This is a genomic window from Mitsuaria sp. WAJ17 (assembly GCF_014174515.1).
Classification (GTDB): domain Bacteria; phylum Pseudomonadota; class Gammaproteobacteria; order Burkholderiales; family Burkholderiaceae_C; genus Roseateles_B.
Map to the genome: position 1 here is coordinate 1 of NZ_JACJUG010000054.1, position 12,711 is coordinate 12,711.

Sequence of the window (12,711 nt, forward strand, 5' to 3'; positions counted from 1 at the left end):
GGCAGCGCCTGCTGCCCCTGCCGCGCAGCCCGCAAGCACCGCTGCGGCGCCCAAGCCGGTCGCGGCGACGGCCGCCAAGCCTGCGCCCGCACCCGCAACGGCTGGTGCCACCTCGCGCGATCCCTTCAGTTCCCTCAAGTAAACGCCTCACCCGGGAGAGATGGCCATGGCCAAGAAAGAAAGTGTTCAGAAGCGCCTGGAAAAGGTGCGCCCGCCCCGCGTGCAACTCAGCTACGAGGTGGAGATTGGCGACGCCATCGAGGCGAAGGAGCTGCCCTTTGTGGTCGGTGTGATGGGGGACTTCTCCGGCAAGCGTGACGCCGATGCGCCGCTGCCCAAGCTGAAGGACCGCAAGTTCGTCAACGTCGACATGGACAACCTGGACGAGGTGATCGATGGCATCACCCCGCGCGCCAGCTACCGCGTCAAGAACACGCTGAGCCCCGAGGGCGGCGAGTTCGCGGTGAACCTGGAGTTCCACAAGCTGGACGACTTCCGCCCGGAGGCCGTCGTCGAGCAGGTGGAGCCGCTGCGTCGCCTCCTTGAGGCCCGTACCAAGCTGGCCGACCTGCGCAACAAGCTGGCCGGCAACGACAAGCTCGAGGACCTGCTGGCCGACGTGCTGCGCAGTACCGAGCAACTGCAGCAGCTGCAGCCGCAGAGCAAGGAGAACTGAGATGAGCGTGAGCGCCCTGCAAGAACGCCAAGCCGCCCCGACCGAAGGCCTGGACCTGCTCGACCAGATCGTCACCCAGAGCAAGGTTGCCCGCTCGGATACCGAGCACCAGCGCGCCCGTGACATCATCACCGAGCTGGTCCGCGAGGTGATGGATGGCACCGTGGTGGTTTCAGACAACCTCAGCGCCACCCTTGATGCGCGCGTGGCCGAGATCGACGAGCTGATCAGCCGCCAGCTCAGCGAGGTCATGCATCACGCTGACTTCCAGCGCCTGGAAGGCAGCTGGCGTGGCCTGCACTACCTCTGCCAGCAGACCTCCACCAGCTCGCAGATGAAGATCCAGCTCTTCAATGCGCAGAAGAAGGAGCTGATCAAGGACTTCCGCACGGCCATCGATTTCGACCAGAGCGCCCTGTTCAAGAAGGTCTACGAGGAGGAGTTTGGCACCTTCGGCGGCGCGCCCTTCGGCGCCCTGCTCGGCGACTTCGACATCACCCGCCAGCCCGAGGACATGTACTTCATCGAGCAGATGTCGCACGTGGCTGCAGCGGCCCATGCCCCCTTCATCTCGGCAGCTTCGCCCGAGCTGATGGGTCTGGAGACCTTCTCCGACCTGTCCCGTCCGCGCGACCTCTCCAAGGTTTTCGACACTGTGGAGTACGCCAAGTGGAAGTCCTTCCGCGAGAGCGAGGACGCACGCTACGTGGGTTTGACCCTGCCGCGCTTCCTCGGTCGCCTGCCCTACAACCCCCTGGACGGCACCACGGTGGAAGGCTTCAACTTCGTCGAGGAAGTCGATGGCACCGACCACAGCCGCTACCTGTGGGTCAACACCTGCTATGCCTTCGGCGCCCGACTGACCCAGGCCTTCGAGAACCACGGCTGGTGCGCCGCCATTCGCGGTGTCGAGGGCGGCGGCCTGGTCGAGGACCTGCCCACCCACACCTTCAAGACGGACGAGGGCGAGGTGGCGCTGAAGTGCCCCACCGAAATCTCCATCACCGACCGTCGGGAGAAGGAACTCAGCGACCTGGGCTTCATCCCCCTGGTGCACTGCAAGAACACCGACTACGCCGCCTTCTTCGGCGCGCAATCCACGCAGAAGGCCCGCAAGTACGACAGCGACGCGGCCAACGCCAATGCGTCCCTGTCGGCGCAGCTGCAGTACATGTTTGCGGTCTGCCGCATCGCGCACTACCTCAAGGCCATGATGCGGGACAAGATCGGCAGCTTCGCGTCCGCCGCCAACGTCGAGGACTACCTGAACCGCTGGATCTCGCAGTACGTCACCAGCGACGACGCGGCTTCGCAGGCCACCAAAGCCCAGTACCCGCTCCGCGAAGCCTCGGTGCAAGTCTCCGAGGTTCCGGGACGTCCCGGCGTCTATCGCGCCGTGTCGTTCGTTCGTCCGCATTTCCAGCTGGACGAGCTTTCGGTCTCGCTGCGCCTGGTCGCGGAGCTGCCGCAAGGCACCCGCGGCTGATCCGGCAAAGACCTCTCATTCACCCTAACGGGAGCTTTTAGAAAATGGCAAAAGACATTTACGTCGACTTTCACAGCAAGGGCGGCGACATCAAGGGGGACTCTCGCGACACCAAGCACAAGGACACCGTCGAGGTGTACTCGTGGTCGCATGTGGTCAAGCAGCCCAAGTCCGCGACGGCCTCGACCGCCGGTGGTCATACCTCCGAGCGTTGCGAGCACGGCGAGATGATCTTCACCAAGGACATCGACGGCTCCACGCCCAAGCTGCTGCAGGCCTGCTCGGCCGGCACCATCATCAATGACGTCAGCATCTACTTCTACCGCGCCCATGGCGGCAAGAACTCGGTTGGCAGCCCCTCGGGCACCCAAAGCCGCCACCAGTACCTGCGCGTGGACCTGAAGAACGTCATCGTTGCTTCGGTGCAGACCACCGTGTCGGCTGAAGGCATCCCATCCGAAGTGTTCTCGCTCAAGTACTCCGCCGTGAAGTGGACCTACGACGAGCTGAACATCGCTGGCGAGAAGTCCGGCAAGGTCAACATCCAGGGCGCCTGGGACCTGGCCAAGAACGTGCCCAACTTCTCCTGATCCTCATGAATGGCCCGGTTGCTGCGGCGCCGGGCCGGCCGCGCCGTGCCATCGCCCGCTTGCGGGCAGGCCGCGCGGCTTGTCTGTCTTCTTGCCTCGAGTTTTTCATGGCCGCGCTGCGACCCAGTCTGCTGGACCGATTGCTGGATACCGAGCCCGTCCAGGCTGGCCTGCAACAGCTGCAGTCCCTTGCCCGCATCAAACAGGGCGTGGCCCGCGACCTCGAAATCCTGCTCAACACCCGCCGCGGTCTCGCCGCCGAGCAGCTCAGCCCCTATCCGCTGGCCAGTGCCTCGGTGCTGGGCTTCGGCTTGGAGGACTTCGTGTCGCTGACCCTGCTGTCCCCAACGGACCGCAGCAATATCTGCCGTGCCATCGAGCGCTGCATCCGCGATCACGAACCACGTCTGCGCGGCCTGCGCGTGCAGCTGGAGGTCGATCACTCCAACCGCCACGCCCTGCGCTTCTCCATCCATGCCGTGCTGCAACTGCACGCCCTGAGCGAGCCGGTCAACTTCAACGCCGTGCTCAGCACCATGACCCAGCAGTACGCGGTGCGCAGCGAGGGCCGTGTGCATGAGCAGCTCGCCAGCCCGTCCCTGGCCAACTACGCCTGAGGAGGCTGCGCATGGATGAGCTGCTGCCCTATTTCGAGCAGGAACTGGCCTTCCTGAGACGCCAGGGCGAGTCCTTCGCCCGGCAGTATCCCAAGCTGGCAGGCCGCTTGACGGTCTCGGGCGACTTGTCCGACGACCCCCATGTCGAGCGCATGATTCAGTCCTTCGCCCTGCTCAGCGCACGGGCCCACAAGCGGCTGGACGACGACTTTCCGCTCTTCACCGAGACCCTGCTGGATGTGCTCTACCCGCACTACCTGCGCCCCTTCCCCTCCTGCGCCATCGCGCAGCTGGAGCAGGCGCCTGGAGCCCAGCTGCCGGCGGGGGCCGTGCTGCAGAGCCGCCAGGTGCAGGGCGTCAACTGCCGCTTCCGCAGCACGCATGCCGTGCAGAGCCCGCCGGTGCGCCTGAGCGCTCTGCGCTTCTCCGCCACCGTCCATGCGCCACTGGGCACCCGCCTGCCGCCGCAGCTCAGCGCCATGCTGAGCCTGACGCTGCAGATCGATCCCGCCTGGCAGGCGGATGAGCCCCTGCCGCCCCAGTTGCGCGTCTACATCGACGGTGAGAGCGCCACGGTCTGCGCCCTACGCCATGCCCTGTGCCAGCAAACCCGAGCCCTCTATCTTCAGCAGGCCGACCGCGAGGCCTGGGCCTGCCTGGGGCAGGGCGATGAGCCCGACTGGCGCCCGCGCCTGGCCGGCTTCGCCCCCGAGGAGGCCCTGCTGCCGCCGGACTCCCGCAGCAGCCCGGCCTACCGCCTGCTCACCGAGTACCTGGCCTTCCCGCAGAAGTTCCAGTTCGTGGACCTGCCGCTGCAGCGCTGTCATGTGGCGCTGCGCAGCGGCCGTCCCTTCACCCTGCACTTCCTGTTGGGCGGCTTGCGGCCCGACGGTGAAGAGGCCCGCCTGCTGGACGGCGTCGGCGAGGGCCACTTGCAGCTCGGCTGCGTGCCGGTGGTGAACCTCTTCGAGCAGCATGCGGATCCCGTGCGCGTGGATCACCGGCAGGCCAGCTACGCCGTGCTGCCCGACGCCCGCCGCGCCGCCTGCTATGAGGTCTATTCGCTGACCCGCGTGCAGCGCGTTCGCAAGACGGAGCAGGGCGAGCAGGTACAGACCCTGAGGCCCTTCTACGGCCTGGGGCACAGCTTCGAGTCCGAGGCGGGCGAGCCCGGTCTGTTCTATCACCTGCAGCGCGATGCGGAGCTGGCCAAGCTGAGCCCGGGCCACGAGCTGCAGATCAGCCTGGTCGATCCGGCCTTCGACCCGGCGACCTTGCTGGGCGAGACCCTGTCCATCGACGTGCTCGCCACCAACCGCGAGCTGCCGACCCTGCTGCTCATCGGGCAGGCCGGCGGCGATCTCAATCCCGAGGGCGGCGGCAGCGTGCGCGGCCTGCGCCTGCGCAGCCGCCCGACGGCACCGCTGCGCTTCACCCGCCAGCGGGGCACGCTGTGGCGGTTGATCTCTCACCTGAGCCTGAATCACCTGTCTCTCAGCGAAGGCGGCATCGAGGCCCTCAAGGACATGCTGCGCCTCTACGACCTGCCGCGCAGCCCCGTCAACCGGCGCCTCATCGACGCCCTGCAGTCCGTGCGCTTCGACGAAGCCACCGCCTGGATGCCCGGCAAGCCCTTTGCGAGCTTCGTGCGCGGCCTGGACATCGAGCTGCTCATCGACGAGGACGGCCACGTCGGCACCGGCATGGAGCTGCTGGCGCATGTGCTGGACCATTTCTTCGCGCTGTTTGCCCACGTCAACAGCTTCACCCGGTTGCGCCTGCGCGGCCACCGGTCCAAGGAGCTGCTGTTCAGTTTTCCGGCGAGGAGCGGATGGCACGCCCTGCTCTGATTGACCGCCTGGCGCAGCAGCCCCAGGCCTTCGGCTTTTTCCAGACCGTGCGCCTGCTGGAGCACTGGCTGGCGCGTCGTGCAGCCCCGGGCGGTCGGACGCGGCTTGCGCCTCTTGAGGTCCCCAAGGGCTCGGTTCGCGCCACGTCCTCGGAGGCCGTGCGCGAGCGTCTTCGCTTCATCAACCACGTCGCCCTGGACTTCCCGGCCAGCGAAGTGGCCTCGCTGCGCCTGAGCGACGATCCTGCCGTCCCCAGCGAGCTGGCCCCTGCGTTCATCGGCCTGCTGGGCAATGCCGGTGCCCTGCCGCTGAGCTACACCGAGCTGCTGATGCGCCATGAGCAGCGCGAGAAGGACGGCAGTCTGCGCGCCTTCTACGACTGGATCTCGCACCCGGCCGTCGCCACCTTCTATGAGGCCTGGAAGAAGCACCGCCTGCACCTGCAGTACGAGCTCGACACCCGTCGCCAGTTTCTGCCCCTGGTGCTGGCCCTCGCGGGTCTTGGCGAAGCCAGCCTGCGCGAACGCGCCTGCAGCAGCGAGGCCGGCGGCATCCGGGACGAGAGCCTGGCCTACCACGCCGGCATGCTGCAGCGCCGCCGTGTCAGCGCCGCCGAGCTGGGCCCTGCGCTCAGCAGGCATTTCGGTGTGGCGGTCCAACTGGAGAGCTTCGTCGGCGCCTGGTACACGCTGCCCGGGGACCAGACCGGCCGGCTGGGCCAGCGCCAGATGCGCCTGGGCCAGGACACCCTGCTGGGCGAGCGCGTCTGGCAGCGCCATTTGCGCGTACGGCTGCGGGTGGGGCCGCTCACCCGCCAGCGCTACCGAGACTTCCTGCCGGGCGCGCGCGCCACGCGGGCCCTGCGCAGCCTGCTGCGTCTGCTCATCGACCCCTGCATGGAGGTCGAGCTGCAACCTGTGCTGCGCCGCGAAGACGTGCAAGGTGCATGCCTGGGCGGCGAGGCGCTGCTGGGCTGGGACAGTCGACTGGGGCACTGCCCCGGCGCCACTGACCAGGACGACCTGCGCTTCACGCTCGGCCCGGCCGAGGCCCGCCCGGCCTGACCCCTTTGACAAAGAACACCAGGAGAGGAATCCATGTCCCAGCATCTGAAGACCCTGATCGCCAAGCTGCACCCCGTCTGCCGCCAGGCCGCAGAACGTGCCGCCAGCATTTGCATGAACCAGGGCCATTTCGAGGTCGATCTCGAGCACCTGCTGCTGGGCCTGATGGAGCAGCCCCAGGGCGACCTGGTCCTGCTGTGCCATCGGCATGACATCGACCCGCAGCGCCTGAGCCAGGACCTGGAGCGCGCCATGCACGCCTTGCGCCAGGGCAATACCCGCACGCCGGTGTTCTCGCAGAACCTCATGCAATGGCTGGAGCATGCCTGGTTGATCGCCTCGCTCGACGGCCTGGAGCCGCGCGTGCGCTCGGGCCACCTGCTGCTGGCCCTGCTCAACACGCCCGCCCTGGCGCAGCAGGCTCAGGCCATGAGCCCCCTGTTCGCCCGCTTCCGCATCGAGGACATCAAGCATCGCCTGGACGCGCTCACCCACGGATCCCTCGAGGCTCCGGCACCGGGCGAGGGCCCCGCGGCCAGCGCCGCTGCCGAGGAGGGGGGCGAGACTCCCGCCAGCGCCGTGCCGGCCTCCACCCAGGCCCTGGATCGCTACACCACCAACCTCACCCAGCGGGCCCGTGAAGGGGCCATCGATCCGGTGATCGGCCGCGAGCCGGAGATCCGCCAGCTGATCGACATCCTCATGCGCCGGCGGCAGAACAACCCCATCCTGACCGGCGAGGCCGGCGTGGGCAAGACGGCCGTCGTGGAAGGCCTGGCCCTGCGCATCGCCTCGGGCGAGGTGCCGCCGCCGTTGCAGGGCGTGGCCCTGCACGTGCTGGACCTCGGCCTGCTGCAGGCCGGTGCCAGCGTGAAGGGCGAGTTCGAGAACCGGCTCAAGCAGGTGATCAACGAGGTCAAGGCGAGCCCGCATCCGATCGTGCTCTTCATCGACGAGGCCCACACCCTGATCGGCGCTGGCGGTCAGGCTGGCCAGAACGATGCCGCCAACCTGCTCAAACCGGCCCTGGCGCGAGGTGAACTGCGCACCATCGCCGCCACCACCTGGAGCGAGTACAAGAAGTACTTCGAGAAGGACGCCGCCCTGGCCCGCCGCTTCCAGGTTGTGAAGGTCGAGGAGCCCAGCGAGCCCCTGGCCGCGGCCATGTTGCGGGCCATGGTGCCCCTGATGGAGCAGCACTTCGGCGTGCGCGTACTGGACGAGGCCATCGAGGACGCCGTGCGTCTCTCGGCCCGCTACATCAGCGGCCGTCAGCTGCCTGACAAGGCCGTAGGCGTGCTGGATACCGCCTGCGCCAAGGTGGCGCTGGGCGGCCATGCGCGGCCCGCACCGCTGGAGATGATCGAGCGCGACATGCGCCACCTGGACGGCGCCATCGCGGCACTCGAACGCGAGCTCGCCGCAGGAGCACCTCACCAGGAGCGCCTGCAGCAGCTGCGCGCCGAGCGCGAAGCCCTGCAAGCCCGCGAGGCCCTGCTGCGTGCCCGGCTGGAGCAGGAGCAGGCCCTGGTGCAGCAGATCCAGGCCCTGCGCCGCCAGCTGGAGGACGAGAAAGCCGCCGAACCCGCCCCGCTGGCCGAGCCCGCGGCCGAACCCTCGTCCAGCCGCCGCCGCCGGGGCGCCGTCCAGGCCACGCTGACGCCGGCCCAGACCGAGCTCCAGACCCTGCAGCAGAAGCTGGATGCCCTGCAGGGCGACGAACCCCTGCTGCCCCTGCAGGTGGACCGCCGCGTCGTGGCGGACATCGTCTCGGGCTGGACCGGCATTCCCCTGGGCCGCATGATCAAGGACGAGCTGCAGGCCGTGATGCAGCTGGAGTCCAGTCTGCAGGAGCGCGTCATCGGGCAGGACCATGCCCTGGCCGCCATCGCCCAGCGCGTGCGCACCGCGCGGGCCCAGCTGGAGGACCCGAACAAGCCCAAGGGCGTGTTCCTGATGGTCGGCCCCTCGGGCGTGGGCAAGACCGAGACCGCCCTGGCCCTGGCCGAGACCCTCTATGGCGGCGAGAAGAACCTCATCACCATCAACATGAGCGAGTACCAGGAGGCGCATACCGTGAGCGGCCTCAAGGGCTCGCCCCCCGGCTATGTGGGCTACGGCGAAGGTGGCGTGCTGACCGAGGCCGTGCGCCGCAAGCCCTACAGCGTGGTGTTGCTGGATGAGGTCGAGAAAGCCCACCCGGACGTGCTGGAGATGTTCTACCAGGTCTTCGACAAGGGCTGGATGGACGACGCCGAGGGCCGCGAGATTGACTTCCGCAATACCCTGATCCTGCTGACCTCCAATGTCGGCTCGGCCCAGGTGATGCAGGCCTGCATCAACAAGCCGGCCAGCGAACGGCCGGCCGTCGAGGCCCTGGAGGAGCTGCTGCGCCCGGCGCTGTACAAGACCTTCAAGCCCGCCTTCATCGGCCGGACCAAGGTTGTGCCCTTCTACGGCCTGGACGACGACACCCTGGCCGCGGTGATCCGCCTGAAGCTGCGGCGCATCGCCGAGCGCATCCAGACGCATCACCAGGCCGAGATGAGCATCGACGATGCCCTGGTCGAGGCCGTGCTGGCGCGCTGCACCGAGGTCGATACCGGTGCCCGCAACATCGACCACCTGCTCAACGGCACCTTGCTGCCCGCGCTGGCCGCGCAGATGCTGGGCCGCATGGCCGAGGGCAAGGCCATCCAGCGCGTCAAGGTGGGCGTGAATGCCAAGGGCGACTTTGCCGTCAAGGTGCAATGATTCGCCACCCATCAGGAGCCCATCGCCATGAGTGACACCAGCGATTCCGTCCTGGCGCTGTGCGCCGCCCACTGCCTGCCAGGCGACTGGCAGCAGCAACAGGGGCATGCCCTGGCCAGCACCGGCGCCGAGGCCAGCGGCCTGCCGGCCCTGCTCGTGCAGGCCTTGCAGCAGGCGCACCTGGGCCTGCGCGACCAGTCCCAGGCCCTGCTGCGCCAGATGCAGCAGGGCTGGTGGAGCCTGCATTTCGACGACGGCCCGGGCAATGCCGCACTGAGCCTCAGTGCCATCGCGCCCTGGCGGCTGGAGGTGCGCGCGGGGGCGCTGCAGTTGCGGGCGCTGATCCATCCGCAGCCGCTGCGGCTGCTGGCGCTGCAGGTGATCTGAGATGGGCGGCCCCGTCTACCGCGTTGTCCGTCCGGATGGCCGCGTTGAGTTCACCGACACCCCGCAGGGCGCCGGCACCGTCGAGGCCGTGAAGCCCGGCCAGCAGGCGCGCACCCGCAGCGACGAGCAGAACAAGAAGGACTACGAGCAGGCCAAGAAGCTGATCAAGGAAGCGCAGAAGCGCATCCCGAAGATCAACGACTACCTCGACTACCTCAGCTATCTGCGCAGCAACAGCCCGCGCAAGCTGGACTTGGTGCTGCAGGAGCTGCAGAAGTCGGACCCCAAGGCCTGGCTGGCCCTGCAGAAGTACCCGCAGTTCCGCCCGCTGCGCGACACCCTCGTCGGCGTGAAGGCTGGCGAGCGCAGCCTCAGCGCTGGCCTGGGCCTGGCCACCGGCAACTTTGGCGGCAGTGCGGAGAAATGGCTGGAGTCCAGCGTCAAGGAGATGATGAAGCGTGACCGCTGGGGGCCCTACGCCGACGTGCTGGGCGCCAAGGCCAGCACCCTGCCTGCGCCCAAGGCGCCAACCTACTCCAACTCGCGCCTGGGGCAGTACCTGAAGGTCGAGGATGCACGCCAGGCGGCCGCGGCCAAGCAGAGCGCCAAGGAGCTGGAGTCCGCGCGCGCGGGCATCCGCACGGCGCGTGCGACGGCGGCGACGCGGGTGCTCAATCCCTTGCTCGACCTCGGCATCGGGGCGCTGGACCCGGACGTGTTCCGAGGCATCTCGGCCATCGAGGGCATGCGCCTGGGCAAGAAGCTGGTGGACAAGGGCATCCTCGAGCCCGAGGAGGCGCTGGAGCTGCGCAGCTTGATGGCGCAGGGCAAGTTCGACGAGGCGCGAGCGCTCATCGACCAGGGCATCAAGCGCCAGGGGGGGCATTGATGGCTGCGCATCGCATCGTGCGCATGATCGGCGGCATCGCATGCCTGCTGACGCTGGCCTCTGCCGGGGCGCAGGCGCCTGCGCCGGGCCCCGTCAAAGCCGCAGCGCTCAGTGCCGCCGAACGCAAGGGCTGCGACGCCCTGCTGGCCGAGGCGCCCACGCGCATGGTGGCCGCGCGGCCCTCCTCGGACGCGCTGCTGCGCCTGGTCGCCGAGCAGACGGATGCCGCGGTTCTGAGGCGCCAGCTGCTGGGTCAGGACCTGGACCGTACCCGAGGCACCCAGGGGCTCACCCTGCTCGACCTGGCCGCCGGCGTGGGGAACCATGCCGCGGTGCGCGTGCTGCTGGAACTGGGCGCCAGGGTCCCCTCCAAGAGCGCTTCAGGCGACACCGCTCTGGATCACGCCATCCTGCAAGGTCAGGCCGCCACGGCCTGCCTGCTGATGCAGCAGGGGGCCTCGCTGAGCGATGCACGCCAGAAGCCCTACCTGCTGCCCGCCGCCCTGCTGACGGAGCGGTCCGCCCATGCAGACTGGCTGACCGGCGCCCTGCTGGCGCGCGGCTTCGATGCCAATGCGGCCATGAGCGGTGATCCGGCCCTGCTGCTTGCCGCCGAGCTGGGCCATGAGGGCGCCCTGCGCCGGCTGCTGCTGGCAGGCGCCGATCCGCGCCGCAGCAACGCCCGTGGCGAGAGCCTGCAGCAGGTGGCGGTCCGCGGCGGGCACGAGGCCCTGCTGCGACGGGTGCTGGCGGCGAATCCGTCCCAGTGATGGACCTGTCGCGCGCAGTGAGAACCTGGGCGGGCTGGCCGGGCCTCGTCCTTGGCCTGCTGCTGCTCGCGATCCTGGCTCCAGTGCAGGCCAAACCCGTGGCCACCGACGCCCAGCTGCTGGAGATGGCTCGCCAGCACCTGCAGGAGCCGCTTCGTCAGGCGCTGAGCCAGCGACCGGTCGCGACCCTGTCGCGCCCGACCTGGCAATCGCTGCTGGCCCTGTCTCTCATGCGCCGGGACCTACCGACGCTGCAGCTGCTGCTCCCGCGTCCGGCCGCAGACCTGAATGCCAGCTTCTCCCTGCGCGAGTTTCCCGAGGCACCCTTGACGCCGCTGCTGCTGGCCGTCATCGCCAAGGCGGAGCCGGAGGCCATCCGGCTGCTGGTGCAGTCGGGGGCCCGCATCGACGGTGCGGATGCCGTTGATGACGCAGGAAGCGTCGCGAGAAAGACAGCGCCGCTGCGCCTGGCCGTGCTGCTGCAGCGACTTCCTCAGGCGGAGGCCTTGCTGGCCCTGGGAGCCGACCCACAGCCCCAGGACGCACCGGGCGGCATGACGCTCTGGCAGGAGCTGTCGCCCAAGGCGGCCACGCTGACGCCCGAGGCCCTGGACCCGTGGGTGCGCTTGCTGCTTGCCCATGGCTGCCCGGTGGACCTGGCGGACGGTCGGGGGCGAACGGGCCTGATGCACGCCGCACGCTTCAATTCGCTGGCCCTTGCACGAGCCCTGCTGGAGCACGGTGCGCGCACCGATCTGCGTGACTACGAGGGGCAAAGCGCGCTGGGCGCGGCGATGCAAGGGGGGCATCAGGACATGGTTGATCTCCTGCTGGTGCATGGCGCGCTGCCCTGATCCCAGCGCCTTGCCCGGTCATGGAGGCCGGCCCTGGGGCGGGCGAAGTTCGCTGCCTGCCCGCTGGGTGTGTGCAACCCCTGAATGGAGGGGCACCGCCAGCGCCACTTCCTAACTTCTCAAGGCTTTAGAAACATTCGCTTGCAGTACGACGCACCTGCTTGCGGACAGTCGCCAGTCGCCTTGAAACAATCTGCCGCTTCTAGGGTTCTTCCGCATGGCGCCGGCAGGAGGCGTTGCGGCGGCTGAGGCCGCTGATGCCACGAAAGCCGCTGACACCAAGGGTTGGCGCTGTGCAGAGGGAGCCGCGGGATGCAAGCAAGGCAGTGCCCCAAGCGGGAGCGCTGCTCATCCAGGGTGGCCTGCACGGAAGTCAGTGCGGGGCGGCCTGGACCAGGGAGGAATCAACAATGTCATCACAAGCGCTGAGCGAAGCCAGCGGCGCGCTGCTGCAATTCATCCGGGGTCAACGCCAGAACGCGCGGCTGCTGCAGCTGCACTTCCCGCGGGAGGACGGCCCCTCCGCGCTGATGGTGGCCAACCGGCTGGACGCGACCGAAGGCCTCTCGCGCGACTTCCACTTCGTGGTGGAGGTGCTCTCGGACCAGCCGGACATCGCGCTGAAGGACGTGCTGGGCAAGATGGTCAGCATCGAGCTGCTGCGCGACGACGGCAGCTCGCGCTTCTTCAACGGCCATGTCTTCGAGTTCCGCTTCGTCAAGAACGAGGGCGGCTTCGCGTACTACGACATGGTGCTGCTGCCCTGGCTCGCCT

General features: G+C 68.4%; 12 protein-coding genes. All 12 read left to right on the forward strand.

Annotated features, from left to right (window positions below):
* Nucleotides 1–166 precede the first annotated feature (166 nt).
* Nucleotides 167–676 (forward strand): type VI secretion system contractile sheath small subunit, encoded by a 510-nt coding sequence (gene tssB, locus H5407_RS22775; protein ID WP_183106793.1) that lies wholly within the window; start codon nt 167–169, stop codon nt 674–676.
* Between the two features lies 1 nt (nt 677).
* On the forward strand, nt 678–2,162 hold the full coding sequence (tssC, locus tag H5407_RS22780) for a type VI secretion system contractile sheath large subunit (RefSeq protein ID WP_183106794.1): 1,485 nt from the start codon (nt 678–680) through the stop codon (nt 2,160–2,162).
* A 44-nt stretch (nt 2,163–2,206) separates the two neighbouring features.
* Nucleotides 2,207–2,752 carry a type VI secretion system tube protein Hcp gene (locus H5407_RS22785; RefSeq protein WP_183106795.1) on the forward strand — a complete coding sequence of 182 codons (546 nt, stop codon included), beginning with the start codon at nt 2,207–2,209 and terminating at the stop codon, nt 2,750–2,752.
* 107 nt (nt 2,753–2,859) lie between these two features.
* Nucleotides 2,860–3,369 (forward strand): type VI secretion system baseplate subunit TssE, encoded by a 510-nt coding sequence (gene tssE, locus H5407_RS22790; RefSeq protein ID WP_183106796.1) that lies wholly within the window; start codon nt 2,860–2,862, stop codon nt 3,367–3,369.
* Nucleotides 3,370–3,380: 11 nt separating this feature from the next.
* Nucleotides 3,381–5,219: a type VI secretion system baseplate subunit TssF gene (tssF, locus tag H5407_RS22795; RefSeq protein ID WP_183106797.1), complete on the forward strand. Its 1,839-nt coding sequence runs from the start codon at nt 3,381–3,383 to the stop codon at nt 5,217–5,219.
* Nucleotides 5,201–6,283 (forward strand): type VI secretion system baseplate subunit TssG, encoded by a 1,083-nt coding sequence (gene tssG / locus H5407_RS22800; RefSeq protein WP_183106798.1) that lies wholly within the window; start codon nt 5,201–5,203, stop codon nt 6,281–6,283. Before tssF ends, tssG begins: the two co-directional genes overlap by 19 nt.
* 33 nt (nt 6,284–6,316) lie before the next feature.
* Nucleotides 6,317–9,037 carry a type VI secretion system ATPase TssH gene (gene tssH / locus H5407_RS22805; protein WP_183106799.1) on the forward strand — a complete coding sequence of 907 codons (2,721 nt, stop codon included), beginning with the start codon at nt 6,317–6,319 and terminating at the stop codon, nt 9,035–9,037.
* A gap of 27 nt (nt 9,038–9,064) precedes the next feature.
* Nucleotides 9,065–9,424, forward strand: coding sequence for a hypothetical protein (locus tag H5407_RS22810; protein WP_183106800.1), 360 nt, complete (start codon nt 9,065–9,067; stop codon nt 9,422–9,424).
* Between the two features lies 1 nt (nt 9,425).
* Nucleotides 9,426–10,313 carry a DUF4124 domain-containing protein gene (locus tag H5407_RS22815; protein ID WP_183106801.1) on the forward strand — a complete coding sequence of 296 codons (888 nt, stop codon included), beginning with the start codon at nt 9,426–9,428 and terminating at the stop codon, nt 10,311–10,313.
* Complete coding sequence (locus tag H5407_RS22820) at nt 10,313–11,083, forward strand: ankyrin repeat domain-containing protein (protein ID WP_183106802.1); 771 nt, start codon at nt 10,313–10,315, stop codon at nt 11,081–11,083. Before H5407_RS22815 ends, H5407_RS22820 begins: the two co-directional genes overlap by 1 nt.
* Nucleotides 11,083–11,937, forward strand: coding sequence for an ankyrin repeat domain-containing protein (locus tag H5407_RS22825; RefSeq protein WP_183106803.1), 855 nt, complete (start codon nt 11,083–11,085; stop codon nt 11,935–11,937). Before H5407_RS22820 ends, H5407_RS22825 begins: the two co-directional genes overlap by 1 nt.
* 410 nt (nt 11,938–12,347) lie before the next feature.
* Nucleotides 12,348–12,711 (forward strand): contractile injection system protein, VgrG/Pvc8 family (locus H5407_RS22830; RefSeq protein WP_255501405.1); only part of this gene is annotated, 364 nt, incomplete at its 3' end.